At 65.2% G+C, this 26,054-nt stretch carries 26 protein-coding genes; 8 read left to right on the top strand and 18 right to left on the bottom strand.

Going from position 1 to position 26,054, the window contains the following annotated elements; genetic code table 11:
• Positions 1 to 3: 3 nt before the first annotated feature.
• Entirely contained in the window at positions 4 to 990 is a 987-nt protein-coding gene (locus tag FBY21_RS10760; protein ID WP_142010918.1) for an alpha-L-glutamate ligase-like protein, read from the top strand.
• Between the two features lie 81 nt (positions 991 to 1,071).
• Here FBY21_RS10760 and FBY21_RS10765 read toward each other — a convergent pair whose 3' ends face one another.
• The 7 genes from FBY21_RS10765 to FBY21_RS10795 all read right to left on the bottom strand — a co-directional run bounded on the left by FBY21_RS10765 (position 1,072) and on the right by FBY21_RS10795 (position 11,857).
• Positions 1,072 to 2,223, bottom strand: coding sequence for a MalM family protein (locus tag FBY21_RS10765; protein WP_074968780.1), 1,152 nt, complete (start codon positions 2,221 to 2,223; stop codon positions 1,072 to 1,074).
• Positions 2,223 to 3,815, bottom strand: a complete 1,593-nt coding sequence (locus FBY21_RS10770) for an outer membrane protein transport protein (protein ID WP_174244727.1) — start codon at positions 3,813 to 3,815, stop codon at positions 2,223 to 2,225. The genes FBY21_RS10765 and FBY21_RS10770 overlap by 1 nt, the downstream gene beginning before the upstream one ends.
• A gap of 16 nt (positions 3,816 to 3,831) precedes the next feature.
• Entirely contained in the window at positions 3,832 to 4,839 is a 1,008-nt protein-coding gene (locus FBY21_RS10775; RefSeq protein ID WP_044401589.1) for a flagellar protein FilC, read from the bottom strand.
• Between the two features lie 78 nt (positions 4,840 to 4,917).
• A complete protein-coding gene (locus FBY21_RS10780; RefSeq protein ID WP_044401586.1) occupies positions 4,918 to 5,679 on the bottom strand; it encodes a C39 family peptidase in 762 nt (253 codons plus the stop codon).
• Between the two features lie 87 nt (positions 5,680 to 5,766).
• Positions 5,767 to 6,207 (bottom strand): DUF6160 family protein, encoded by a 441-nt coding sequence (locus tag FBY21_RS10785; protein WP_044401583.1) that lies wholly within the window; start codon positions 6,205 to 6,207, stop codon positions 5,767 to 5,769.
• A gap of 242 nt (positions 6,208 to 6,449) precedes the next feature.
• Positions 6,450 to 9,149, bottom strand: coding sequence for a helix-turn-helix transcriptional regulator (locus FBY21_RS10790; protein ID WP_377743062.1), 2,700 nt, complete (start codon positions 9,147 to 9,149; stop codon positions 6,450 to 6,452).
• A complete protein-coding gene (locus FBY21_RS10795) occupies positions 9,146 to 11,857 on the bottom strand; it encodes a LuxR C-terminal-related transcriptional regulator (RefSeq protein ID WP_253543710.1) in 2,712 nt (903 codons plus the stop codon). Before FBY21_RS10795 ends, FBY21_RS10790 begins: the two co-directional genes overlap by 4 nt.
• Positions 11,858 to 12,113: 256 nt before the next feature.
• On the opposite strand from FBY21_RS10795, the gene pabB reads away from it, so the two are divergent.
• Entirely contained in the window at positions 12,114 to 13,454 is a 1,341-nt protein-coding gene (gene pabB, locus FBY21_RS10800) for an aminodeoxychorismate synthase component I (RefSeq protein WP_142010922.1), read from the top strand.
• 54 nt (positions 13,455 to 13,508) lie between these two features.
• Here pabB and thrH read toward each other — a convergent pair whose 3' ends face one another.
• Positions 13,509 to 14,126: a bifunctional phosphoserine phosphatase/homoserine phosphotransferase ThrH gene (thrH, locus tag FBY21_RS10805; RefSeq protein WP_044402055.1), complete on the bottom strand. Its 618-nt coding sequence runs from the start codon at positions 14,124 to 14,126 to the stop codon at positions 13,509 to 13,511.
• A gap of 191 nt (positions 14,127 to 14,317) precedes the next feature.
• Between thrH and FBY21_RS10810 the strand changes: the two genes are divergently transcribed.
• Complete coding sequence (locus tag FBY21_RS10810) at positions 14,318 to 15,052, top strand: phosphoadenylyl-sulfate reductase (RefSeq protein WP_074968774.1); 735 nt, start codon at positions 14,318 to 14,320, stop codon at positions 15,050 to 15,052.
• 4 nt (positions 15,053 to 15,056) lie between these two features.
• A complete protein-coding gene (locus tag FBY21_RS10815) occupies positions 15,057 to 15,332 on the top strand; it encodes a hypothetical protein (RefSeq protein WP_142010925.1) in 276 nt (91 codons plus the stop codon).
• A 48-nt stretch (positions 15,333 to 15,380) separates the two neighbouring features.
• On the opposite strand, the gene cysB is transcribed toward FBY21_RS10815, so the two are convergent.
• From cysB to FBY21_RS29940, 5 genes are all read right to left on the bottom strand, one after another.
• Entirely contained in the window at positions 15,381 to 16,355 is a 975-nt protein-coding gene (gene cysB, locus FBY21_RS10820) for an HTH-type transcriptional regulator CysB (protein ID WP_044401568.1), read from the bottom strand.
• A 121-nt stretch (positions 16,356 to 16,476) separates the two neighbouring features.
• Positions 16,477 to 16,977 carry a universal stress protein gene (locus FBY21_RS10825; RefSeq protein WP_044401565.1) on the bottom strand — a complete coding sequence of 167 codons (501 nt, stop codon included), beginning with the start codon at positions 16,975 to 16,977 and terminating at the stop codon, positions 16,477 to 16,479.
• A gap of 43 nt (positions 16,978 to 17,020) precedes the next feature.
• The gene (locus FBY21_RS10830; RefSeq protein ID WP_044401563.1) at positions 17,021 to 17,923 is read right to left on the bottom strand and encodes a 5'-nucleotidase; all 903 of its coding nucleotides are present in this window, start codon (positions 17,921 to 17,923) and stop codon (positions 17,021 to 17,023) included.
• Positions 17,924 to 17,932: 9 nt separating this feature from the next.
• Positions 17,933 to 18,892, bottom strand: a complete 960-nt coding sequence (locus FBY21_RS10835) for a putative 2-dehydropantoate 2-reductase (RefSeq protein ID WP_142010927.1) — start codon at positions 18,890 to 18,892, stop codon at positions 17,933 to 17,935.
• A complete protein-coding gene (locus FBY21_RS29940) occupies positions 18,892 to 19,275 on the bottom strand; it encodes a thioredoxin (protein WP_107328953.1) in 384 nt (127 codons plus the stop codon). Before FBY21_RS29940 ends, FBY21_RS10835 begins: the two co-directional genes overlap by 1 nt.
• On the opposite strand from FBY21_RS29940, the gene FBY21_RS10845 reads away from it, so the two are divergent.
• Both FBY21_RS10845 and FBY21_RS10850 read left to right on the top strand, forming a co-directional pair.
• On the top strand, positions 19,276 to 19,695 hold the full coding sequence (locus tag FBY21_RS10845) for a PilZ domain-containing protein (RefSeq protein WP_142010930.1): 420 nt from the start codon (positions 19,276 to 19,278) through the stop codon (positions 19,693 to 19,695).
• 162 nt (positions 19,696 to 19,857) lie between these two features.
• Positions 19,858 to 20,934, top strand: coding sequence for a 3-deoxy-7-phosphoheptulonate synthase (locus FBY21_RS10850; RefSeq protein WP_044401551.1), 1,077 nt, complete (start codon positions 19,858 to 19,860; stop codon positions 20,932 to 20,934).
• 59 nt (positions 20,935 to 20,993) lie between these two features.
• Here FBY21_RS10850 and FBY21_RS10855 read toward each other — a convergent pair whose 3' ends face one another.
• Both FBY21_RS10855 and FBY21_RS10860 read right to left on the bottom strand, forming a co-directional pair.
• Positions 20,994 to 21,275, bottom strand: a complete 282-nt coding sequence (locus FBY21_RS10855) for a GNAT family N-acetyltransferase (protein WP_044401548.1) — start codon at positions 21,273 to 21,275, stop codon at positions 20,994 to 20,996.
• Between the two features lie 18 nt (positions 21,276 to 21,293).
• Positions 21,294 to 22,565 carry a hypothetical protein gene (locus tag FBY21_RS10860; RefSeq protein ID WP_142010932.1) on the bottom strand — a complete coding sequence of 424 codons (1,272 nt, stop codon included), beginning with the start codon at positions 22,563 to 22,565 and terminating at the stop codon, positions 21,294 to 21,296.
• 443 nt (positions 22,566 to 23,008) lie between these two features.
• On the opposite strand from FBY21_RS10860, the gene oprI reads away from it, so the two are divergent.
• Positions 23,009 to 23,260 carry an outer membrane lipoprotei OprI gene (oprI, locus tag FBY21_RS10865; protein ID WP_011335311.1) on the top strand — a complete coding sequence of 84 codons (252 nt, stop codon included), beginning with the start codon at positions 23,009 to 23,011 and terminating at the stop codon, positions 23,258 to 23,260.
• A gap of 123 nt (positions 23,261 to 23,383) precedes the next feature.
• Here the strand turns inward: oprI and FBY21_RS10870 are convergent, their stop codons facing one another.
• From FBY21_RS10870 to FBY21_RS10880, 3 genes are all read right to left on the bottom strand, one after another.
• Positions 23,384 to 24,343: a L,D-transpeptidase family protein gene (locus FBY21_RS10870; RefSeq protein WP_044401524.1), complete on the bottom strand. Its 960-nt coding sequence runs from the start codon at positions 24,341 to 24,343 to the stop codon at positions 23,384 to 23,386.
• A gap of 70 nt (positions 24,344 to 24,413) precedes the next feature.
• Positions 24,414 to 24,695, bottom strand: a complete 282-nt coding sequence (locus tag FBY21_RS10875) for a hypothetical protein (protein ID WP_044401521.1) — start codon at positions 24,693 to 24,695, stop codon at positions 24,414 to 24,416.
• A 56-nt stretch (positions 24,696 to 24,751) separates the two neighbouring features.
• A complete protein-coding gene (locus tag FBY21_RS10880; protein WP_107328951.1) occupies positions 24,752 to 25,357 on the bottom strand; it encodes an arylesterase in 606 nt (201 codons plus the stop codon).
• A gap of 10 nt (positions 25,358 to 25,367) precedes the next feature.
• Between FBY21_RS10880 and FBY21_RS10885 the strand changes: the two genes are divergently transcribed.
• A complete protein-coding gene (locus FBY21_RS10885) occupies positions 25,368 to 26,051 on the top strand; it encodes an ABC transporter ATP-binding protein (protein WP_142010935.1) in 684 nt (227 codons plus the stop codon).
• Positions 26,052 to 26,054: the final 3 nt, after the last annotated feature.

Genomic DNA, 26,054 nt, shown 5'->3' on the forward strand with positions numbered 1-26,054 from the left:
CCCATGTTCGGCCTGATCAAGACGTGGAAAGCCCTTGAAGCCAAAGGGATCATGGGCATCAACCGACGCAACGCGGACTACGTGCTGAAGTACAACAAACGGCACCTGTACCCGATCGTCGACGACAAGATCATCACCAAGCAGCGCGCCATCGAGGCGGGGATCCACGTACCCGAGATGTACGGGATCATTTCCACCGAGAAGGAGATCGACAAGCTCGACGAGATCATCGGCGAGCGCAACGACTTCGTGATCAAGCCGGCGCAGGGCGCCGGTGGCGACGGCATCCTGGTGATCGCCGACCGCTTCGAAGGCCGCTACAAGACCGTCTCCGGCAAGATCATCAGCCACGAGGAGATCGAGCATCAGATCTCCTCGATCCTCACCGGCCTCTACTCCCTCGGCGGGCACCGCGACCGCGCGCTGATCGAGTACCGCGTGACCCCGGACCCGATCTTCAAGAGCATCAGCTACGAAGGCGTGCCGGACATCCGCATCATCGTGCTGATGGGCTACCCGGTGATGGCGATGCTGCGCCTGCCCACCCGCCAGTCCAGCGGCAAGGCCAACCTGCACCAGGGCGCCATCGGCGTGGGCGTCGACCTCGCCACCGGCATCACCCTGCGCGGCACCTGGCTGAACAACAAGATCGCCAAGCACCCGGACACCACCAACGCGGTGGACGGCGTGCAGCTGCCCAACTGGGACGGCTTCATGAAGCTGGCGGCCGGTTGCTACGAGCTGTGCGGCCTGGGCTACATCGGCGTGGACATGGTGCTGGACGTGGACAAGGGCCCGCTGATCCTGGAACTCAACGCCCGTCCGGGCCTGAACATCCAGATCGCCAACGACTGCGGCCTGACCCACCGCGCCCATGCCGTCGAGGCCCGCCTCGAAGAGCTGAAGGCCAAGGGCATCCAGGAGTCCCCGGAAGAGCGCGTGCGCTTTTCCCAGGCGCTGTTCGGCAACGTACGGCCGACGGAAATCTGACCCGCCCCGCCCCCATGAAAAAGCCCGGCTCGATACCGGGCTTTTTCATGGGGGCCGCACTCGGCCACCGAGCGGCAAGCACTACCGCACGATGGCCAGCTCGAACGCCCCCTCATCCGAGTGCTCATGCACCTGCATCCCGGTCTCGTTCAGGGAGAGGTCCTGCAGTGGGCGCTTGTAGGGCTTGTTGTCCAGGGTCTTCACCGCGCGGTCTTCGTCGGTGGTGAGCAACAGGGCATAGCGCTCGCCCTGGTTGGCGCGGACCTGCACGGTGCCTTCGATGTAGGCGTAGCGGTACCAGGTCTCGCCGTGGAGCTGGTACACCGCGTCGCTCACCAATCGGGTCGGCCGCTTGGCCTCGTCGAGGAAGAGGATCGACGGGTAGACCACCTGGCGATTGGCGAAGCTGCGGATGCGCAAGCCGTACTCCCGCCCCGAGCGCGGCAGGCGCACGGCGGCGTAGTAGCTGCGCCCCATGGGGAAGGTGAAGCTCGGCGAGAAGCGGTTCAGCTCCTCGTAGCGCGGTTCCTCGGTGGACAGCTCGGTGAAGGCCGAATCGGACAACTGGCCGCAGCACTGGTCCACCAGCTCCTGGTAGAGCACGCGGCTGCGCTCCTCGCTGCCTTCCAGCAGGGCCTTCATGGCTTCGTTGGGTTGCCCGTCCAGGGCCGGAAGGATCGGCGCCTTGCGCTCGAACACCACCTCGCGGCTTTCGGTGTAGGCCACTGGCTGGCCGACGCTGGCCACCGCCCTGGTGCCGTCCTTCGGCGGCACCGGCGAGTTGTGGGTGCGCCCCTGGTCGTCCACCCAGGTGTAGTAACCGGTGCCGTTCTCCGGGCGGGAGTAGCCGCGCCCTTCCAGCACATCGGCATCGATGTACTCGCCCGCGCGGTGCCCGCTGGGCAGCAGGTAGTCACGCTGGCCCGCCGGCACCTGGCCGGCGGCGTAGAAGCTGTTCTGCAGGTTGCCGCTGGCATCCACCCAGGTGAAGTAGCGACGCTTCTGCTCGCCACCCGCCGCGCCCCAGCCGGCCGCGCCCTGCTCCTTCAGCCGCTCCAGGTCGCTGCGGCTGACGCGCCGGGCCGCCTCCTGCTGCTGCTGGCTGTAGCGGTCGTCGACGAAGCTGTTGTGCACGCGGCCGCTGTCGTCGATCCAGGTCAGGTAGCGCCCGCCGCTGGCCTGGGCCGTCGGCAGGATGGAGAAGGCGAGCAGGACGGGGATGAGCGTCTTCATCAGAAGGTCGTCGTGTAGGTGAATGCCATGATCAGCGCCTTGACCGAGGTCTCCACGTTCATCCCGGCGTAGGGGTTGTAGACCATCTTGTCCAGGCCAACGCAGTTCATGTTGCAGCTCTCGCCAGCGGGGGTCCGCTGGGTGGTGACGAAGTAGTTCATCCCCAGGTCGATGGTGGTGTCCTTGTCCCAGCGGTAGCCCAGGCCGAGCCCGTAGAGATGGGCATCGCCGATGGGTGCCAGCACGTCGGCCTTGTCGTCCGGAATGGCCGAGGGGCGGAACTCGTAGCCGGCGCGCAGGGCCAGGCGGTCGGTCACGTCGTACTGCGCCCCCACTGCCCAGCTCCAGGTGTCGCGGTAGCCGCGGTCCAGGGTGATGCTGGTGGCCGTGGCCTTGCCGCCCCCAAAGGTCTTGGCGATGCGCAGCATGTCCAGTTCGCGGTCGAACTCGATCTCGAAGTCGTTCCAGTCGCTGTAGCCGGACCACTTCAGGTCGAAGTTGAACTGCCAGCGCTCGAACGGCTTGATCTTGATCCCGGTGGAGAAATTGTCCGGGTAGGTCATGGTCAGCGTCGCGTTGCCGGTCTCCTCGTCGGTACGCCCATACGGGAACAGCGGGCTGAGGATCTGGCCGAACACCGCCGACTGGAAGCCGCTCCAGAACCCTTGCCATTCCTTGGAGTAGTCCACCCGGTACTTGCCCTGCAGGTGCATGCGGGCCTCGCTCTGGTAGGTGGCGCCCCAAGCGAACCAGTCGGTGGGCTCCCAGAGCACGCCGATGTTCCAGGTGGGCGACAGCGACTCCTGCATGTCCAGGTCCAGGTTGGCGAGCGAGTCGAAGGGGCCGATGCGCCCGCCGCAGACGTTGAAGATGGGGCCGATCATGTCACCCAGACCCGGTTTGCACAGCACGTCGTGGGCCATGGCCGCGAGACCGGTAAGCATCCCCGGTGCACGGAAATCCTCGTTGAGCGCCATGGCCTGGTGGGAGAAACCCACCGACAGCCCCAGGGCCAGCTCGTCGTTCACCTGGTAGCCCACCGAGGGCGAGAAGTAGGTGATGCGCTGGATCGCCACCTGGCGCCCCTGGAAGCGCGCCGGGTCGCTGTCCGAGTCCCGTGAGTAGCCCAGCGCCATGGGCGCGTAGACGTTGGTGGCGAAGGTGAACTTGGAGCCCGGCGGGTTGATCGACAGCCCCGCCAGCGGGGCTGCCAGCAGCGGCATGTCGGTCATGCCGCCCATGCCGGGCAGGTACATGGCCGGGGTCAGGGTGCGGCTGCTGGCGCCGGCCACGCTGTCGTTCTTGTAGCCGAAGAAGCCGTAGTCGGCGGGCGCATCGAACTTGGCGCGGATGTCCATCACCCCGGCGATCACCTTCACCGTGGTCTGCCGGCCCTTGAGCTTGACCAGGGCCGCCGGGTTGTAGTGCACCGCATCGATCCCGGTGGAGTCGGCCGTCACGGCATTGGCCATGGCCATGGCCTTGGGGTTGCCGATGGTCAGGTCGTTGGCCAACTGCGCCTGTACGCCACTCGCCCAACCGAGCCCTACCCCCGCCAGCGCCAAGGCCAGCGGCGAAATACGCATCGTCATGTCGTCGCCTCGCCGGTTACTGGGCCTTCAGGCCTTTGATGTCCAGGGGAACGGAGAACCCGAGCATCACGTCCGGGGAGTCCTCGGTCATGCCGAAGCCGGCGTTGATGTTGACGATGTAGTCCGGCGAGGTCCGCAGGCCGAGCGAGAAGTTCATGACCGCGCTGGTCTGCTCGCTGCCTTCGGCCTTGTTGCCGTCGGAGAAGGTGTAGGTAGGGCTCGTGTTGTAGGCCATCTGGTAGGAGGTGGCCAGGGAGACGTCATAGGACAGCGCGTAGGCGAACCCCATGCTCATGGACAGGGTGCCGCCCGGATCCACGTCCACCAGTTCTCGTCCGCCGACGTTCTGGTGGATGTTGTGCACCGGCATGTTGTAGGTGTAGCCGACCGAGCCGAACAGCACGACCGGGTCGATCACATAGGAGGTGTTGGCCCCCACGCCCAGGCTGTAGTAGCCGTTGCCGGTGGAGAGGTCCGACTCGCGGTTGATGTCGTAGGGGCTCTCGCCGGTGGGCAGGCCGAGGGTGGCGAACAGCGTGGTGACCGGCTTGCCACGGGTGGCCGACCAGGGCTGCCAGCGCAGGCTGGCGGACACATCGCCCAGGCTGTAGACGTTCACGTCACGCTCGGTGTCGTACTTGGCGATGAAAGGCAACCGCACGCTGAAGGTGAGGTTGTCCCAGACGCCGTAGTCGAAGGTGAAGGAGTTGGTGAAGGTGTGCTGGGCCTCGCTGCGCGGGATCACGCTGTACACGTTGTTCCCGGTGCGCACCTGCTCGATCTGCACATCCCGGGTCAGCGAGTAGTCGAAGCCGTAGGTGAGCGTGCGCTCGCCCTTCTTCAGCAGCGTGTAGCTCTTCTCCGATGCCTGGAACACCTGCTCCAGCGCCTTGGCGCTGTCGGCGTCACCGTCCTTCTTGCTCAGCGCCTCACGCGCGTCGTCCACCGAGCTCTCCTCGGCCCACAGCGGCCCGCAGGCGCCCAGCGCCAGCATGGCCAGCCATGCATAACCCCTCACTCCCATGGCACGGTCCCCTGGTTATTTTTCTAACTTATGCGGGTTCTTCTTTTTACTGGCCGGGACGGCCTGCCGACGGCACGCTCACTTGCGTCGGTAGTAACGGATATCGCCTCCCGAGCCCAACTCGTCCAACTGGTTTTCGGTGAACTTGGTGATCTGCGGAAACTGCTGGAACGCCAGGAGGCTGATGGTCCTGTCATCCACCAGGCGCAGGTCGCGCTCGGTCAGGGCCATCGCGTTACGCGGTTCCGCACCGGTCGGGTAGATCACGAACAGCACGTTCTGGTCCCACACTTCTTCGAATCGGGTGCGGGTGAAGCTGATGTTCCCCAGGGCAGGGTCAGCGATGAACACGTGATCGTTGTAGACGTCGCGCACCACCACGAAATGCTTGAAACCGCCGTAGTGGATCGGGACCAGCGCCGGGTGCTCCAGCTTGTCGAGGTCCTCGAATTCGGCGCGGAAACCGCCGCTCTTGTAGCCCAGGGCGGTGACGAAGCGCTTCATGTCCAGCAGGGAGAACCCCCTCCGCTCGACGATCTTGTCCGCCTCGCCATAGCGCAGCAGCCCCTCCATCACCTGGCGCTCCTGCAGGTTACGCCCCAGGTAGTAGTCCAGCAGGCTGGTCAATGCGGCCGAGCCACAGCTGTAGTCGTACGCCTGGCGGATCACATTGCGGAACTGCAACTGACTCATCGGCTCGATGTTCACGGTCTCCCGGTAAGGACCGTTGGGCGCGAGCGACTGCGTCAGGTTCACGGAACCCTGGGGCTGCGGCTTGGTGTCCACGGCCTGGGTGAAGCCGAACAGGCCCAGCAGGCTGCCAACCAGTATCTCGATCATTGCCGTTCCGAATCAGGACTTGCGACAAGGAAGGCCCCGCCGACGGGGCTCGACGGGACCTTCCGGACTACAGGTCGAGCGCGCGGATCAGTGACCCCAGACCTTGATGGTGGTGCCGGCCAGGTTCATGTCGTTGACGGCCAGGGAGCCGATGCTGGCAGCAGTGGCATCACCCATGCGGATGGCGCCGACGCTGAGCTGACCGGTGATGGTCGGCAGGGTGATCTGCAGCTTGTCGTTGCCGCCGGCACCGCCGTCGATCACGTCGACCAGGATCGGGGCGCTGTCGGAGATGTTGAAGCCGGTGAAGGCGATGGTATCCAGGCGCAGGCTGCCGGAAGCGGAGCCTTCCTTGTCGGTGTAGACGACGCTGCCGATGGTGCCGTTGAAGTTACCGGAGATGCTGATGCCATCCTGACCGGTGACGCCCGAGAGGGCGGAGTCATCCATGGCTTTCAAATCAGCCTGGGCCATGAACGGAGCAGCGAGCACAGCAGCGGCGAGAGCCAGTTGTTTGAAGCTTTTCATTGTTTTTATCTCCAAGATTCTCACAGGTGGGTTGCCCCGGGGGCCTGCCGCCTACCTCCTCATCGGCGACAGTTGGATCGGCCTGGCCGATCTCCGTAGCAGGCGCTGCTTCCCTATGCGCTCCCGCTTTGGACTCGGAGCACAAAGGGTGCCCCGACCTGATTCCACGTTACCGAGCGCCTGCCCGGCTGCCAGCCCATCCAAGGGATGGAGGATGGCGAGTCGCTACCGCATTGATCTCATCAGGCCTCGCTGAGCAGGCCCAGGCTCTTGCCCTTGAGTACCGCCTGGGTGCGGCTGCGCACGCCCAACTTGGCGAACAGGTTGTGCAAATGCCACTTGATGGTGGCTTCGGAGAGGTGAACCGCCTGGGCGATGTCACGGTTCGACAAGCCGGCCGCCACGAAACGGAGGATCTCCCGCTCCCGGTGGCTGATGTCCTGGTTGTCGTCGAAGGTCTCCGGATCGACGTTGAGGCGGCGGCACTGCTCGCGCAGGTTGTCGGCCAACCCCTGCCAGACCCCGGCCCGCTTGGGCTCGGCAGCACGCCAGGCCTCCCACAACGGCAGCAACCAGAGCGCGTCGTCCTGGAACAGGCGCCGGTAGCCCCGGTTCCAGGCCTCTTCCAGCACGGGCTGGAACAGGGCGAATGCCTTGTCGCTGTTACCCTTGCGCCAGTACGCCACGGAAAGTAACAGCGACAGGCGCAGGCGGCGGTCACGCTGGTGTTCCGCGCCCTGCCGCGCCAGGCAGGCCTCCAGCACGGACTGGGCCTTCTCCGGCCGGCGCTCACTGAGGGCGAGCCGTGCCTGGGAGAGCGCCAACACCGTATGGGCGTCGGCATAACGGGCCTGGGACAACGGCGCCAGGTGGCGTTCCAGCTGCAGGCAGACCCGCTCGGCCTCGTTGGGCCGGCGCAACCAGAGCAGGAACTGCACCTTGCAGCTCATGCCGTGGGCAAAGACCCGCTCGTAGCCAGGGCCCTGAAGCCCAGCGAGCCAGTCGTCCAGTTGATTGAGAGCCAGCTCCGACTCACCGGCGAAGAACCGCGCCCGCGCCATCACCAACTGACCACGGCTGATCAGCTCCACCGGCGTAGCCACGTCGCGCCAGGTGGTGGCCAGGGGCAGTTCGGCCAGCACGGCGGCGTGGCGGTCCTGTTCGTAGAGCAGGTCGGCGTAGGCCAGCACCAGTGGCCCGCCGACCCGGCTGCGGCGGCCGAACACGCGCTCGACACGACCCCGGGCGACTTCGGCGATGGAGCGCCCACGCTCCAGTTCGCCACTCTCCTTGCAGATCAGCGACTCGATCAGGCTGGTCATGACGTGCAGGTATTCGCTGTCCACCAGGCGCAGGCACTCCCGCGCTGCGGCAATGGAGCCGGCGGCATCACCGAACTCCCCCAGCAACGCATAGGCCGCCGCCTGTACGCAGGCGAGGCTGGCGCGGAACACCGGCTGGTTGTCCGGCACCATGGCCAGCCACTGGCGGGCCACCTTGAGGCAGGCTTCCAGCTTGTCCTGGTAGAGCAGCACCAGGGCCTTGAGCACCTGGGACGCGGCCAGCAGCTCGCCGAGCCCGAAGTGGATGACCTTGCCGCGCCCTTGCAGCAGGCGCGTGCTGACTTCCTCGATCAGCGCCTCGGACTCGGCGAACTTCTGCTCGAAGGCCAGTTGCCAGGCGTAGAAGATCTGGAATACCGGGTGCTCGCGGATCACCTCCGCCGGCACGTCCTTGAGCATGGAGAGGATGCCGTAGACCCGGTTGCCGGCGATGAGCCGTGCGCCCTGGCGCTCCAGCAACTCGGCAGCGAAACCGAAGTCACGCCCGCGCAAGGCGTACTTGATGGCGCGGTCAGGCAGGTCGTGCCCCTCGCACCAGCGGGCGGCGGCATGCAGCAGGGTCGCGCTGTCGCCGTGTCGCGCCAGGCGCCCCTGGAGGAACTCGGCGAACAGGTGGTGGTAGCGGAACCACTCGCCCTGCTCGTCCAGGGCGATGACGAAGAGCTGCTCGCGCTGCAGGCGCATCAGCATGTCCAGGCCGTCACGCCGGCCGGTCAGGGCGTTGCACAGGTCGGCACAGAATTCGTCCAGCACCGAGGTCTGGTCAAGGAACTGCTGCAAGGTCACCGGCAGGCTGTTGACCACGTCCTCAGCCAGGTAGTCGGCGATGTTGCGCTCGGTGCCGCTGAGGCTGGCGAGGAAGGCCGCGCGATCGGGATGCCGCGCCAGCGCCAGGCTGGCCAGGTGCAGGGCGGTGATCCAGCCCTCGGTGCGTGCGTGCAGCTGCTTGAGCTCGCTGCGGCTGAGTTCCAGCGGGCGCACGTCACGGAAGTAGGCTTCGGTCTCCTCCAGGGACAGGCGCAGGTCCTCGGCCTGGAGCATGAAGGCTTCGTTCTCGACGAACAGGCTGCGCGGGGTGAAGCGGGTGCTGCTGATCAGGTGCACGTTGCGGGGCAGGCGCTCCACCAGGTGGCGGGCGCCCTGCTCCAGGCTGGCGTGGCGGATGCGGTGGAAGTCGTCGAGCATCAGGTACAGCTCGCCCTCCAGGCGCTGCAGGTCGCTGACGAAGGCGTCGATGATGGCCTCCACCGGCCAGTTCACCTCACCACAGAGCAGGCCGGCGGTGTTGGCGCCGAAACCGGGGGTCACCGCCTCGACGGCAGCCACCAGGTACTGCAGCAGGCGCTGCGGCTCGCTGTCCGACTCGTCGCAGGAGAGCCAGGCGACCCGCGCGCCCTCGCGCTGCAGGGCCTCGCGGAACAGGCTGAGCACGGTGCTCTTGCCGAAGCCGGCCGGCGCGCTGAGCACCAGCACGCGGCGCTCGCGCGCCTCCCACAGGCGGTCGATCAACGCCTGGCGCGGCAGGCGCGGCTGCCCGCCGACTTCCGGCGGGTAGAGCTTGGTGCGCAGCAGGTGGAACGGCTGGCTGACGCTGCTCACTGCAGCAGCCCCAGTTCCCGGGCCCGACGGATGGCCTGGGTGCGATTGCGCACCTTGAGCTTCTCGTAGATGTTGTGCAGGTGCCATTTGACGGTCCCCAGGGCCAGCGAGAGCTGCTGGCCGATCTCCTCGTTGGAAAGCCCTTCGGCGGCCAGCAGCACGACCTCGCGCTCACGCTCGGTCAGCCCCTCCTCCAGCACGTCCTGGGCCTTGCGTACGTCCTGCCCCGGCCAGATGGCCAGCAATTCGCGGATGAAGCCCTGCAGGGAGGGCTGGCGCTCGGCTGCCTCCAGCTGTTGCAGCAGCAAGCGGATGGCGTCGCCCTCTTCGACGAACAGGCTGCGGATGCCTTCGCGCTCGGCACTCAGCAGGCATTGCACCAGCAGGCTGTGGGCGCGCTCCTGGTAGCCGAGGCGCTGGTAGCTCAGCGCTGCCAGCAGGTCGAGCCGCAAGCGCTGCAGGCCGTGCCAGCCGGGCAGCAGCTGGGCGCGCAGCTGGTTGATTTCGTGCAGTGCCTCGCTGTAGTGCCCCCGCGCCTGCTGCAGGCGTACCCGCAGCAGGCCCTGGGTCCAGAGCACCGGGTTGAAGCCACGGCGGACGTAGTCGGCGGCGAGCTTGTCCCAGTCCACGGTCTTGAGGCGCTGCTCGGCGCGCTTGATGCGGTCGGTGGCCGGCTCCTGGAGGATCAGCGTCACCTCGTCGGCCACCGCCTGGGCATAGAAGCGCCAGGACTGGTTGCGGGCGGCGAGGTTCTGCATCAGCACCAGGGTGGCCTGGGCCTCCTTGGAGCGGTCCTGCATGCGCTGGACACGGGCGAGGAACAGCATGCCCTGGGCGTAGATGTCGATCGGCTTGATCACGTCGACATGCCCGAGGGCCCAGCGCAGGCGCTCCTCCAGGCCGTCCAGGCGGCCCTGGTGGTAGGCGATCAGCGCTTCGATGATGGCGGGCAGGGCCAGGGCACGGGAGCGCTCGTCGAACAGCGGCACCAGGCGCGCGCGCATCTGCTCGTGGAGCAGCTGTGCCTGCTTGACCTGGCCCTGCTCCAGGGCAAGCAGCACCTCGACGTTGCCCAGTTGCATGTCGAGGTAGCGCCCTTCGAGGAAGTGATTGCGTTGCTGCGCCAAGGCCAGCAAGCGGCGGGCCTGGTCGGGCTGGGCGAGGATCGACAGCGCCAGGGCGCCGATGACCAGCATGGCCACTTCGAGGAAGGCCTCGTTCTGGCCCAGGTGGCCTTCGACCTTGCGCGCCAGGGTCACGCACAGGTCGAGGTCGTCCTTCTGCAAGGCGATGGCCGCCTTGACCGCCAGGGCTGCCAGGTATTTGTCGCTGAGGGGAGCCTGGCCGCCCTCCCCGCCCCAGCGGGCGAGCAGGTCATCGAGCATCTGGTTGGCTTCGGGCAGCGCCAGTTCGGTGGCGCGGTTCCACACGTCGGCCAGCACCAGGGTAGGGTAGCGCGCGGCGATGTCGTCCGGCACCTGCTGGCGCCAGCGGTAGATCTGGTTGAGCTGGCCGCGGTTGATCAGCTCCAGGCCGCAGCCATCCACCAGGGCCGCGAGCATCTCGGGGTCCTCGGCCAGGCAGGCGTGCTCGATGGCGAGGTTCTGCATGTGGTGGTTGGTGAACCACAGGCTGGCGTTGAAGTGCAGCTGCTGGAAGCGGTCCGGGTCGCGGGCGCGCAGCCGGCCCCGGAGGAAGTCGGCGAACAGGTGGTGGAAGCGGTACCACTGGCGCTCGCGGTCCAGGGGCAGGAGGAACAGCTGCATGGTCTCCAGCCGCTCCAGCAGGGCCTGGCCATCGCTGCGCCCGGTGAGGGTATTGGCCAGGTCGCCACTGAGCTGGCTGGCGATACCCAGGGCCAGCAGGGCTTCCTGCAGGTCGGCAGGCAGCTGCTCGAACACGGAGGTGAGCAGGTAGTCACCCACGGCGGCCTGGTCGGCACCCAGGGTCTGCACCTGCTCGGCGGCCTGAGGCTGGTGGCGCAGCCAGAGGCTGGCCAGGTGCACGCCGATCATCCAGCCCTCGGTGCGCTGGTGCAGTGCGGACAGGGTGGCGTCGTCCAACACGACGCCACTGCGCTCCAGGTAGGCGCGGGTCTCGTCCTCGGTCAGGCGCAATTCGTCCAGCCCCACCTCCAGCAACCAGCCCTTGGCCCGCAGGGTGGCCAGGTTCATCGGCGGCAGGGAGCGGCTGCCAATGGCCAGGCTGAAACCCGGTGGCGCCAGCTTCACCAATCGACTCAGGGCATTGAAAATTTCGGCATCGGTGACCAGGTGCAGGTCGTCCAGCACCAGCAGCAGCGGCTGGTCGAGGGCGGAAAGCCCCACCAGCAGGCTCTCCAGCACCGCTGCGACGGGCACTTGCATGGTGTTCTGCAGGAAGGCGCGGGCAGGATCGGCCAGGCCGGGCACCGCCTCGTCCAGCGCATGGCTGAGCTTCAGGAAGAAACGCGCGGGATCGTCGTCCTCGCTGCCCAGCGAGAGCCAGGCCACAAGGCTGCCGGCCTGCCGACGTTGTTCGGCAAGCGAAGCCAGGGCGGTGCTCTTGCCGAAACCGGCCGGAGCCGAGAACAGCAGCAGTCGAGCTTGAGGGTATGCCGCCATGGCCGCCTGGATCTGCGGTCGTGGCAAATGGCCGGCAGACGCCTGGGGCGTCATCGTTTGCGAGCGCAAGAAACTGCCGGCTGCGGGGTCGAGAACTGCATCCACGGCCTGTATCCCTGTGTCTTTATCATTGTGGGACGGGGGGTACCCCCCGCGGGACCTGTCCATAATTATCAGAATGCATTTCCTGCGTAAACTTGGGAAATCGCTCTAGCATCGACTCTACAGCCGTACCTGAGGCGGTCTTGAAAATGTCCGTTTCACCCTGGCAAGCATGCCGTGTCCGGGACGGCTACAAGGCAAAATTGGAACTTTTTCAGAGTTTCCCTAGAATCCGCTGTCGCCCTGCTTGCCTTGTCCTATGCCCAACTGTCTCGTACACCCCCTGCCCTATCACGAAGACCCGGGAATGCGCTTCTCACGCATCCGCCATGCACCCGGGGCGGTGCTGCTGGACGCGGGGCGACCCGGCGCCAGCCGTGGACGCTATGACCTATTCAGCGCCTGGCCATTGGCAGAACTTGCGCCGGGCGACGACGAATCGGCCAACGACTTCGCTGATCGCCTCCGCACGGCGCTACGCCAGTTGGGGCGCTGCGAAGCGCCGGACGGCGTGGAGCTGCCATTCACGGGCGGATTGATCGGCTATTTCGCCTATGACTTCGGCCGCCGCCTGGAGTGCCTGCCTGCACAGGCCCAGGACGACCTGGCGCTGCCCGACGCCCGACTGGGCCTGTATGCCTGGGCACTGGTGAGCGACCATGAGCGGCGCACCAGCCAACTGGTCTTCCACCCTGCACTCGCCGATGACGAACGCACTCTGCTGATCCAATTGCTGAGCGAGCCGACAGCGCAGCCAGCAGGCGCCTTCCGCCTCAAGGCACCCTTCGCGGGCAGCATCAGCGAGGCGGATTACCGTCGGGGCATCGAACGCATCCTGGCCTACATCCGCGCCGGGGACTGCTACCAGGTGAACTTCACCCAACGCTTCCAGGCCCCCTGTGACGGCGACCCTTGGGGCGCCTACCTGGCGCTGCGCGGCGCCTGTCCGACGCCCTTCTCGGGCTACCTGGCGCTGGAAGCCGGTGCGATCGTCAGCCTGTCCCCCGAACGCTTCATCCGCTTGAGCCAGGGCCAGGTGGAGACCCGCCCGATCAAGGGCACACGCCCGCGCGGCCTGACCCCGGACGAGGACATGGCACAGGCCGACGACCTGCTTGGCAGCCCGAAGGACCGCGCGGAGAACCTGATGATCGTCGACCTCCTGCGCAACGACCTCGGGCGCAGCTGCCGCATCGGCAGCGTGAGGGTGCCGGAGCTGTTCGCGCTGGAGAGCTACCCCAACGTCCATCACCTGGTCAGCGCCGTTCGCGGCGAGCTGGCCGAAGGCAAGGACGCGCTGGACCTGCTGGCGGGCAGCTTCCCCGGCGGCTCCATCACCGGGGCGCCGAAGATCCGCGCGATGGAGATCATCGATGAGCTGGAGCCGACGCGCCGCTCGATCTACTGCGGCTCGCTGCTGTACCTGGACGTGCGGGGGGAGATGGACAGCTCCATCGCCATCCGCACCCTGCTGGTGAAGGACGGCCAGGTGAGCTGCTGGGGCGGCGGCGGCATCGTGGCCGACTCGGACTGGCAGGCGGAATACCGCGAGTCGATCACCAAGGTCCAGGTCCTGCTGCGTACCCTGGAAGCGCTGTAGGCCAGGGGCCAGAGACAGAAAAGCCCGCTTTCGCGGGCTTTTTCATGGCTGGGCTCAGAGGCTCAGCGGGCGGTTGGACGCCTTGAGGAACTCGCGCTTGAGGTCCTCGTAGGTGTGCACCGCCGGGAACTGCGGGAACTCGCGGATGACGTTCTCCGGGGCATGGAAGAGGATGCCGGCATGGGCCTCGGAGAGCATGGTGGTGTCGTTGTACGAGTCGCCGGCGGCGATCACGCGGTAGTAGAGGCTCTTGAAGGCGATCACGGACTGACGCTTCGGGTCCTTCTGGCGCAGCTGGTAGCCGACGACGCGGTCGGTCTCGTCGGTGATCAGGCGGTGGCACAGCAGGGTCGGGAAGCCCAGCTGACGCATCAGCGGCTGGGAGAACTCGTAGAAGGTGTCGGAAAGGATGACCACCTGGAAGCGCTCGCGCAGCCAGTCGACGAACTCCACCGCGCCGTCCAGCGGCTTGAGGGTGGCGATCACTTCCTGGATGTCGGACAGCTTCAGGCCGTGCTCGTCGAGGATGCGCAGGCGCTGCTTCATCAACACGTCGTAGTCGGGGATGTCGCGGGTGGTGGCCTTGAGCGCTTCGATTCCGGTTTTTTCGGCGAAGGCGATCCAGATTTCAGGAACCAGCACACCTTCAAGGTCGAGACAGGCGATTTCCACGAGCATTTCCCCGTTATTGGCTTGTAAAGGAGGCGGCACTCTAGCCTTTCCCTCGTCAGGCACGCAACGCGGGCCTTATACCCGAAACAGGCAGTCCACCTTTCGTATGGTTATTTAGGCGCATAAATGGCTTTTGCTACCATCCGCCGCCACAGAGCGCGTAGCGCCGTAGCCAGTAGGAAGTCCGCCTGATGAGCCATCCCTTCGACGTCACCGATATTGCTGCGTCCTACGCCAGCAAATCCCCCCAGGAAATCCTCAAGTTCGCCTTCGAGCAGTTCGGCGACGACCTGTGGATCTCGTTCAGCGGCGCCGAGGACGTGGTCCTGGTGGACATGGCCTGGAAGCTGAACAAGAACGTGAAGGTGTTCAGCCTGGATACCGGCCGCCTGCACCCGGAGACCTACCGCTTCATCGACAAGGTCCGCGAACACTACGGCATCGCCATCGAGGTGCTCTCCCCCGACGCCGCCAAGCTGGAGCCCTTCGTCCGTGAGAAGGGTCTGTTCAGCTTCTACAAGGACGGCCACGAGGAATGCTGCGGCATCCGCAAGATCGCGCCGCTGCGACGCAAGCTCTCGGGCGTCAGCGCCTGGGCCACCGGCCAGCGCCGCGACCAGAGCCCCGGCACCCGCAGCAAGGTGGCTGCCGTGGAAGTGGACGGTGCCTTCTCCACGCCGGAGAAGCCTCTCTACAAGTTCAACCCCCTGGCACAGATGAGCAGCGAAGAGGTCTGGGCCTACATCCGCATGCTGGAGATCCCCTACAACCCGCTGCACGAGCGCGGCTTCATCAGCATCGGCTGCGAGCCCTGCACCCGCCCGGTGCTGCCCAACCAGCATGAGCGCGAAGGCCGCTGGTGGTGGGAGGAAGCCACCCAGAAGGAATGCGGGCTGCACGCCGGCAACCTGATCGCCAGGGAGTGACAGGATGCGCATCACCCTGGTGACCAAGGTCCTGGCCGATGGAGCGGCCTGTGCCAAGTGCAAGGATGTGATGCGGTTGCTGGAACGGGGCAACCACCTGTCGCGCATCGACCGCACCCTGGTGGCGGACGAGCGCGACCCTGCCGGCCCGGGCTGGATCGCGGCGCAGCTCTACGGCGTGGACAGCGCCCCCTTCTTCGTGGTGCGAACGGACGACGGCCAAGAGCGTGTCTACACCGTCTTCCACGAATTTCTCCATGAGGTCCTGGAGGCAGGCTGAAACGAACAAGCCCGGCGATTGCCGGGCTTGTTCGTTGATGGGGGCGAATCAGTAGGTGGGCAGCTCGACGTCCTGGAACAGTTCGTCCAGCTCCACCTTGTTGTGGCACTGCACGGCCTTGGCGAGCATCTCGCGGGTCAGGTGGGGAGCGAACTTCTCGATGAAGTCGCACATGAAGCCGCGCAGGAAGGTGCCACGGCGGAAACCGATCTTGGTCACGCTGGACTCGAACAGTTCGCTGGCGTCCAGCACCACCAGGTCGCTGTCCAGTTTCGCATCGACCGCCATCTTCGCCACGATGCCGACGCCCAGGCCCAGGCGCACGTAGGTCTTGATCACGTCCGCGTCAGCCGCGGTGAACACCACCTTGGGCGTGAGGCCGCGGTGGCTGAAGGCTTCGTCCAGCTTGGAGCGCCCGGTGAACCCGAATACGTAGGTGACGATGGGATGCTCCGCCAGGGCTTCCAGGGTCAGCTTCGGCAGCTTGGCCAGGGGGTGGCCCTGGGGCACGATCACGCAGCGGTTCCAGCGGTAGCAGGGCATCATCACCAGGTCGCCGAACAGCTCCAGGGCTTCGGTGGCAATGGCGAAATCGACAGTACCATCGGCGGCCATCTCGGCGATCTGCATCGGGGTGCCCTGGTGCATGTGCAGAGACACATCGGGGTACTGGCGGATGAAGCTGCTGATCACCGGCGGCAGCGCATAGCGCGCCTGGGTGTGGGTGGTGGCGATGGAGAGGGTGCCCTTCTTCTCGTTGGAGAACTCCTGGGCGATCTGCTTGATGCTTTCGACCTTGCGGAGGATCTCGCCGGCCGTGTTGATGATCCGCTCCCCGGCGGGTGTCACGCGGGTCAGGTGCTTGCCGCTGCGGGCGAAGACCTCGACACCCAGCTCGTCTTCGAGCAGGCGGATCTGCTTGCTGATACCCGGCTGCGAGGTATAGAGGCTCTGCGCGGTGGCTGAGACGTTCAGGTCGTGGTGCGCCACCTCCCAGATGTAGCGCAGTTGCTGAAGCTTCATAGATGTCCCTCAGAGCAGATGGCGACGCGTAGGTGGTCGGTGACCTTTTATAACCATATTAATGGTTTGAGGGTTAAAACTAGACGTTTTTTTATTTCCTGCACGCTCTTTCGTCGGCGTCTCAGAACTCGCCCCGCCCGCGGTGCTGAAGCATCGGAACCAGGTAGACCGGCACCTCGGAGAGCTGCACCAGACGGGAGGCGGTACGACCGAGGGGCGTCTCGAGCGCAGCGCCGTGACTGTGACTGCCTACGACCAGCAGATCGACGCCAAGTTTCTGGGCCTCCTCGAGAATCATCTGCGGCGGGTCCCCCTGCACCACCCGGACGGCCTTGATCAGGCTCAGCTCATTCTCCGCATCGCCGATCTCGTCACGAAAACCCTCGAGAACCCGCTGTTCGATGCTGGCCATCACCGTGCCCAGGCCCTGGGCACGCAACTCCTTTAGCAAGGTCTCGTCCAGGTATGTCTGCAGGACGGATTCGGCGAACAGCCCGAGGGGCTCCACCGCGTGCACCACGTAGAGTTCGGCCCTGTGGGCCTTGGCGAGGGAAAGGGCATGTTGAAGGACATAGGGCGAGTACAACCCGAGGTCGGTCGCATAGAGGATCGAGCGAATCATGAGGCCTCCTACTGCCTGCTTGGCGGGCCTCGCATCAGCTTAGTCAGATCTTCGGCTCGTTGCTCACGCCATGCGGTACATGCCCGGTGGCGACCACTTCGCGGGCTTTCTCGCAATGGCCGGCCTGGTCGTCGAAGAATACATCGGCGCCAAAGGCGTCGAGAATAGCGGACTTCTCGAGCCCGCCCAGGAAGAACGACTCGTCCAGGCGGATGTCCCAGTCGCGCAGGGTACGGATCACCCGCTCATGGGCCGGAGCGGAGCGCGCGGTGACCAGCGCGGTACGAATCGGGCAGCCATCCACGGGCAATTCGCGCTGCAACTGGTTGAGCGCCGAGAGGAAGGGTTTGAACGGCCCACCGTCCAGCGGCCTCAACGCTGCCTCACGCTCGTGGGCCTGGAATGCAGCTAGCCCGCCGGACTGGTAGACGCGCTCAGCGTCATCGGCGAACAGCACGGCGTCGCCATCGAAGGCAATGCGCAACTCGCTGCTGGACGCCCTGCGTGGCGCGCCGGGGAGAATGGTCGCCGCGGCAAAACCTGCCTGCAACGCCACCCGGACGTCCTCCACGTGGGTGGAGAGGAACAGGTGGCAGCCAAAGGCCTTCAGGTAAGGCCCGGGGCTGCGACCACCGGAGAACGCCGCTCGGGAAATCGCCAGGCCGTGCTTCTGGATCGAGTTGAACGCCCGCAGGCCGGTGTCGGCGCTGTTGCGCGAGACCAGGATCACCTCTACCCGCGCCTGGCCGAGCTGCTCATTGAGGGCCAGCAGCTTGTGCACCAGGGGAAAGGCATCACCCGGCTCCAGCAGTTCGTCCTCATGTTCGATCTGGTACTGGCGATAGGCTTCGATTCCTTCCGACTCGTAGACGCGATGGCTCTCATCGAGGTCGAACAGTGCCCGGGAGGAAATCGCCAGCACCAGCTTGTCGTTCAGCGCGCTCATCCTGGCGGCTCACTCGGTGCGATTGCGGGCATCGATGAAACGCAGCGCCTGGTAAAGCGCCCGGATTCGCGGGAGGTCACACCCCGCTGCTTCCGCAGCAGCCAGGGGGGCCGCATAGATGGCCTCGAGTTCAAGAGGTCGCCGCTGCACATGGTCGTGGTACATGCTGGGCAGGTAGTCGGGCATGCGGTCCGTCGAGGCCAGCAACTTGCCGGCAAAGCCCTCCGGCAGGGTGTGCCCGCAGGCCACGGCGCCCTCCACCACTTCCTGCATCAACGCCTGGATCAGCGCGCGGCTGTCCGGGTTGCCCATCAACGCGGTAGTGCCCGCATTGAGCACAACGGAAAGGCCATTGTAGGGAACGTTCCACACCAACTTCTGCCAGCGCGCCTGTTCAAGGCTGGGCATGGCGGTGGAGTCCAGCCCGGCAGCCCTGAAGAAGGCCACCCCCTCCTCGAGAAGGGCCATGCGCTCGGCGGCATCGGTCGCGGGCCCGCTGTGGTAGCCGAGGTTCACGGCCCCCAGGGACTGGTGCACCACGTGCCCCGGGGCCTCGCGGTGGACGCAGATGTAACAGAGCCCGCCCAGCAGGTTGAGGTGCGCGGGCAGCAGGGGGCGCAATGCCTCCTCCACCCCAAGGCCGTTCTGCAACAGCACCACCCGGGCGCCCGGCGCAGCGATCTGGCTGATCAACGGTGCCAGCTCGGCATTGCTGGTGGTCTTCGCCCCCACCAGCAGCCAGTCGCACGGGGGCATCGCCGCCGCATCCCGGTAGGCATTCACCGGGTGCAGCGCCAGTTCGCCATGAACGGCACTGGACAGGCGCAGCCCCTGGCGGCTCACGGTCTCGTATTCACTGCGAAGGAGGAAATGCACATCGAATCCGGCGCGGGCAAGCAGTAGCCCGTAGAAACCACCAATGGCGCCGGTGCCGATGATGCCGATGCGGGGGGATGGGGTCGAACTCATCAGGGCAGCTCCTCAGCCTGGCGCTGGTGGGCAGCCGCCAGGTTCTCGTTCAGGTCAGCGTCCCGCAACGTACTGTGCAGGGCGCCAAGAAATTGGCCATCCCGCACCAGGAACAGGGCGGGAAGGTGGAATACCTCGTAGCGCTGGACCAGGCCACCATTATCGGCAGCGTCTATCCAGCACAATCGGTCGACGGCCAGGTCGAGGCTGGGCAGATGACGGCGCGCCCACCGGCAACTGGCACAGCCTATGCTGGTGAATATCAGCAGGGAGGTTCCGGGCAGACTGAGCAGACGCTGATCAGCGTCGAAGTCGCTCAACTCGATTTCATGCAAGCCGCATCCTCCAACCGGGCCAGACCACTGGCACAAGGGAGTACTCATATGCGCCGATTCCTGCGTCACCCCAGCGACCTGCCGGTCGAACTGGTTCTGCGCAAGCACAACTTCCTGCCGCGACAGCGGCTGCACAATATCAGCCTCGGCGGGGTGGCGTGCAACTCCACGAAGGGCTTCCGCAAAGGCACGGCAATCGAGCTGCGAATCCCCCTGCTGGGTGAGCAAGCCAGCTGCCCAGGGGTCGTGGCCTGGTGCCGCAAGCAGCCGGACGACTACCTCGTCGGCATCTGCTTCACCGACGAGGAGTCCTTGTTTCGCGCGCGCATGGTGGAGCAGGTCTGCCAGATCGAGGCCTACCGCAAGCAGCGCGAGGCGGAGTCGGGCGAAACGCAGCCCATCGAGCAGATCGCCGAGGAGTGGATTGCCCAGCATGCCACCGAGTTCTCGGCCGCCAGCCTGAACTGACCGCTTCCGTCCAATTGCGACCTTGGCGCCATTGTCTAGCCACTGCCTAAAGCGTTAAGGTTCCGCGTCCCTGCCACGCCTTCAATGCCGTGCTCCGCCGCTCGGGGGATGGTGGCGGTCAAGCACCCGTGACCCGACGACTGAATTCCAATGACTAGCACCATGGCTGATTTACCGCTCGACGACCTGAACGTTGCCTCCAACGAGACCCTGATCACCCCGGCGCAGCTGAAACGCGAAATCCCCCTGACGGACGCCGCCCTGCAAACCGTCGCCCATGGCCGCCAGGTGGTCCGTGACATCCTCGACGGCAAGGACCACCGCCTGTTCGTGGTCGTGGGGCCCTGCTCCATCCACGACATCAAGGCCGCTCACGAATACGCCGACCGCCTCAAGGGCCTGGCTGCCGAGGTCTCCGACACGCTGTTCCTGGTCATGCGCGTGTACTTCGAGAAGCCCCGCACCACCGTCGGCTGGAAAGGCCTGATCAACGACCCCTACCTGGATGACTCCTTCAAGATCCAGGACGGCCTGCACATCGGTCGTCAGCTCCTGCGTGACCTGGCCGAGAAAGGCCTACCGACTGCCACCGAAGCCCTGGACCCGATCTCCCCGCAGTACCTGCAGGACCTGATCAGCTGGTCGGCCATCGGCGCTCGCACCACCGAATCCCAGACCCACCGCGAGATGGCTTCCGGGCTGTCTTCGGCCGTGGGCTTCAAGAACGGCACCGACGGCAGCCTGACCGTGGCCATCAACGCCCTGCAGTCGGTGTCGAGCCCGCATCGTTTCCTCGGCATCAACCAGGAAGGCGGCGTCTCCATCGTCACCACCAAAGGCAACGCCTATGGCCACGTGGTATTGCGTGGAGGCAACGGCAAGCCGAACTATGACTCGGTCAGCGTCGCCGTCTGCGAGCAAGCCCTGACCAAGGCCAGCATCAAGCCGAACATCATGGTCGACTGCAGCCATGCCAACTCCAACAAGGACCCATCGCTGCAACCGCTGGTGATGGACAACGTCGCCAACCAGATCCTCGAGGGCAACAACTCCATCGTCGGCCTGATGGTGGAAAGCCACCTGGGCTGGGGTGCCCAATCCATTCCCAAGGACCTCAACCAGCTGCAGTACGGCGTCTCCATCACCGATGCCTGCATCGACTGGGACACCACCGAGAAGACCCTGCGCTCCATGCATGCCAAGCTCAAGGACGTGCTGCCCAAGCGCAAGCGCAGCTGAAAGGGCTGCTGCTGAAACGAAAACGCCGGGCATTGCCCGGCGTTTTCGTTTCAGCGTCTTCACTCCTTCGGAGCGTGGCGCTGGCGGCGTTCGATATAGCGCTCCACATAGGAGCATGAGGGAATCACGGTGTAACCCTGGTCTTCGGCAAAGCTCAGCGCCTTCTCGGTCAGCGCCGCAGCAATGCCACGTCCGCGCAGCGCGTTCGGCACGAAGGTCCTGTAGATATCCAGGGTCTGCTTGCCGAGATCCATATAGGCCAGGTAAGCACGGTGACCATCCACGGTGGTCTCGAACTGATGACCTGCCTGGTCATGATGGATGGACAACGCCTCGCTCATCGCAACTCCTCTGCGGGTTTAGAACATCACCCGTACCTTATCTATCTTTTCGAGCCGAAGGAACATTTCAGCCGAGCCGGACCCAAATTGGACACTGAGAAACGCCTTACCGTTCTCCACCTTGTGTAATACACCTTGGTAATAGGCGCCATCGTAGGTGATGAATTGCAGGCGTTTACCCTTGTATCCCGCCAGATCGGAGACTTGGACGAACTCGTAGCGCGGCGAGGCACCAGCGTTTTCATCTTTTTCGACCTCGGCGGACACCCGCTCGTTGCCCTTCATCTCCGGTCGCTTGGTGGTATCGACCCAGGAGAAGGCGATCGGCTGGACAGCCTGCTGGTTGACCAGCACCACCGGGCGCAGCATGCCGATCACATCCTTCGGCTCGAAGAACTCCAGGCCTTCCCAGGCCATGCCCTCGCTCGGGCTCAGCTCCAGGCGCAGTGCCTGGGGATCGTTCAGGTAACGGCCGTAGGCCTCCAGCACGGCAGGCTCGAGCGCGACACGCTGGGCCCGCAGGTTGCGGTCGAACTGCTCCACCGCCGTCTTGAGGTAGGCCTCGCGTGACTGGCCCAGCTTGCCGGCACAGAAGTCCTGCACCTTGCGCTGGTACTGGTTGTCGTTCAGCTCGAACACCACGCTGGAGACGCGCGGCGGGTTTACCCGCAGGTCACCCGGGTTGTCCGGCATGTTGATCAGGGACAGGCTGAGACGGGTATCCCCCATGTCGCGGGTATCGGCCTTGAGGTTGAAGGTCAGGCGCTTGGCACCCTCCTCCAGCTGGTACGAGAACTGGGCATCGGTCTCGAACGTCCGGTAACCCATGTCCAGCAACTCGTTGGTGCCGATGTGACTCACCTTGCCGCATGCAACCTCACTCATTGCAGTGAAGATGCTGCGCTCGGCCGGCGCGTCATAGAGCTGCTGCATGAACGGGCCATGGACTGCCAGTTGCAGCCCCTTGAGCTCGACGGACATCTGCTTGGGCAGCTTGCCCTCCTCCAGACGCTCCTTGAAGCTCAGCAGCTCACGGAGCCCGTTGAAGCGCAGCTGCGCGTGTTGCACCTGCAGGCTGTCCCCCAGGGCAGGAACGCGGATCGTGACGTTCTCCAGCCCGACACGGCCGTCGAACGACGACGTGATGCCGCCGTAGCTGATGTCCATGACCGGCGAGAGCTTGGTGACCGCCTCGTTCATGATGGAACGCACGGAGAGCCACAAAGAACCCTTGATCAGCACGGCCAGCGCAAGAACGCCCAGCACCGCCCACTTGAGAAGTTTTGCCATGACGCCATCCTTGAGGCGGTAAAAATGCGACGAGCTTATCAGTGCGCCCAAGGTGCCACCATCCGCCCCACGATGGCGGTACAAACACTTTTCCATTACGTGAAGAAGTTCACTGAAGAGTACGGGTGACGGCAACTTGCTGTCCGGCGCTGACAGGTCAATTCAACTTATCGATAACCCATTGCAGCCCGCTCAACAGCTCAATGCCGCATACAGCAGCTAGAATTTGAACTTCGCTTGTGGTGAACAGCGGCTTTCTGGTCGTTTTTTGCTCAAGCGCCCGTGGCCAGTGGGGTAAAAAGGCAGCCAAGGTGAAAAAAAAGTGTCCGCCTTGCGCCCCGTCAGTTTACTTACTACAAGTTATGGGTAGTATGTACGCCGGCTAATTTCCCACGCTCGGGGAATTGCTTTTAATGGAAATGTCCACCTTAAAGGGGAACACGATGAACAACGTTCTGAAATTCTCTGCTCTGGCTCTGGCTGCTGTTCTGGCCACCGGTTGCAGCAGCGCCTCCAAAGAAACCGAAGCTCGTCTGACCGCTACCGAAGACGCAGCTGCTCGTGCTCAAGCCCGTGCTGACGAAGCCTACCGCAAGGCTGACGAAGCTCTGGCCGCCGCTCAGAAAGCCCAGCAGACCGCTGACGAGGCTAACGAGCGCGCTCTGCGCATGCTGGAAAAAGCCAGCCGCAAGTAATAGCCCACAAGGCTTTTACCTGAAACCGACCCAGGCAACTGGGTCGGTTTTTTATTGCCTGCACAAAGTCGCGGGCAATAAAAAACCCGCCACCCGAATGGGAGGCGGGTCTTCTGGATGCGATCAGAGTGCGGGCGTAGCGCTGGCAGCAACCGACGTCGAAGGCTCGGCGATCTCCACCGGCAGGCCGTCTTCGGCCGCCACCACCTCACGCACCACATCCCAGTCCAGGCGGATGGTGTTGACCAGGTCCTCGCGCTTGAGCAGCGCATTGATCACCGCAGTGTGCTTGTCGACCACGGACGGATCGCCATGGTCGTCCAGCGGTGCGTGGGCCTCCAGGTAGATCTTCCCGCCGCTGACACCGAACTTGTACGGCTCGTTGATCACCCGCACCGGCGTGCCCACCGGCGCCATCTTGGCCAGTTCCAGCACGTTGTTGTTGAGCATGCGGAAGCAGCCGTGGCTGACGCGCATCCCGATGCCGAACTTCTTGTTGGAGCCGTGGATCAGGTAACCCGGCAGGCCCAGGGTGAACTTGAACGGACCGAGGGGGTTGTTCGGGCCCGCAGGCACCACGGTCGGAAGCGGGTCGCCATCGGCAGCGTGCTCTTCACGGATCGACTTGGGCGGGTACCAGGCCGGATTCGGCGTCTTGGCCGTGATCTTGGTGGTGCTGATAGGCGAACCCCAGCCTTCCCGGCCAATGCCCAGCGGATAGGTGTGCACCACGTTCTGCCCTTTCGGGAAGTAGTACATCCGGTACTCGGCGAGGTTGATCACGATCCCCTCGCGCGGCCCCGGCGGCAGGATGAAGCGGGTCGGCAGGATGATCTCGGCGCCTTCGCCCGGCAGCCAGGGATCAACGCCGGGGTTGGCCGCGACCATCTCCAGGTAGCCCAGGTCATTGGCCACGCCGATGTCGGCGAAGGTGTCCTCGTACTTGGCCTTGATCACCTGGACCTGGCCAACGATATCCTCCCCGGGGGGCGGCAGGGGCAGCTCCAGTGCTGCGGCGTTACCGGCCAGCACAGCGGCGGCCAGAGACAGGGTACGGGCGACGGCGGGAACGCGCGACAACATCCGGGAATCCTTGGCTGAGGGTTGAAAAATGAGTGGCGGATTGTACACCGGCCCGCCAGCAGCCGGGAGGCTAGCTGTCAGGCCACTCCGGCCGCTTGCCATCGCGCTGCGCCTCGAGTTCCTGCTTGCAGAACGGGCACAACCGGCGGTCCTGCAGAAGGCTGCGGCCCACCTCGCACCAACGGGGCATGGCCGGCAGCAGCCCGCCGCACAACGTACGGTCGGCGTAGCCCCCCAACTCGAGCTGGCGCGCCACCAGATGCAGGCGGACCTCACGGCAGGCGAACAGGTCGAGCTGCTCGTCTGGCTCGATCAGCTTATAGGCGTGCAGGGACCAGGCGGGGCGAGGCATGGGGGACTCCGGAGCGGGTGCGCAACATTAGCCGAAAGCCCCGTCTCGGAAAAGCCTCAAAGCAGCGGCTGGAGCGACGGCCAGACGTTTTCCAGCAGCTTTGGCTGGGCACCGGCAGCCGGATGGATACCGTCGGCCTGCATCATGCCCTCCACGCCTCCGACGCCCTCGAGAAAGAACGGCACCAGCGGCACCTGCTGTTCCTTGGCCACGTCACTGAACACACGAGCGAACGCGTCGGTGTAGCGCTTGCCATAGTTGGGCGGCAGGCGCATCCCCAGCACCAGCACCTTGGCGCCCACCTGCCGGGACTGCTCAACCATCGAGGCAAGATTCTGTTGCAATTGCGCAGGGGGTTGGCCACGCAAGCCATCGTTGCCACCCAGCTCGATGATCACCACTTCCGGCTTGTGCTCGCCCAGCAGCGCAGGCAGCCGCGCAGCCCCGCCAGCACTGGTGTCGCCGCTGATGGACGCGTTCACCACACGGTGATCGATACGCTCGGAATCGAGCTTTTTCTGCAGCAGGGAGACCCAGCCCTGGCTGGTTTCCAGCCCCAAAGCGGCGCTGATACTATCCCCGACGACCAGCACGGTCCCCGCCGCAGCCTCCTGCGCCAGCAGCAACAGCCCCAGGCAGCAGCCCATCCACCCAGCACGCATCGGATTCTCCATGAGCCCAAGCATTCTCAATGCGCGGCACCTTAGCAAAGTGGTCCCCAGCGCGGAAGGTGAACTGACCATCCTCCAGGGGCTCAACCTGGACCTCGCGCAAGGCGACAGCCTGGCCATCGTCGGCAGCTCCGGCTCGGGCAAATCCACCCTCCTCGGCCTGCTGGCCGGGCTCGACCTGCCCAGCGCCGGAGAAGTCACCCTGGCCGGTCACCACCTCTCGCGGCTGGACGAAGACGAGCGCGCCCGCGTGCGGGCCGAGCATGTCGGCTTCGTGTTCCAGTCCTTCCAGTTGCTGGACAGCCTCAACGCCCTCGAGAACGTCATGCTGCCCCTCGAACTGGAAGGCCACCGTGATGCCCGCCAGCGCGCCCGCAGCCTGCTCGAACGGGTCGGCCTCGGCCAGCGGCTGACCCACTACCCCCGCCAACTGTCCGGCGGTGAGCAGCAGCGCGTTGCCCTGGCCCGCGCCTTCGCCGCCGAGCCGGACGTGCTCTTCGCCGACGAGCCCACCGGCAACCTCGACAGCCACACCGGCGAGCGCATCACCGACCTGCTCTTCGAAATGAACCAGGAGCGCGGCACCACCCTGGTGCTGGTCACCCACGACGAACGCCTGGCCCATCGCTGCCAGCGCCTGATCCGCCTGGAAGCAGGCCACCTGATCGACCGGGTGGAACCCTGATGG

It is taken from the genome of Pseudomonas sp. SLBN-26 (assembly GCF_006715895.1).
Taxonomy (GTDB): Bacteria; Pseudomonadota; Gammaproteobacteria; order Pseudomonadales; family Pseudomonadaceae; genus Metapseudomonas; species Metapseudomonas otitidis.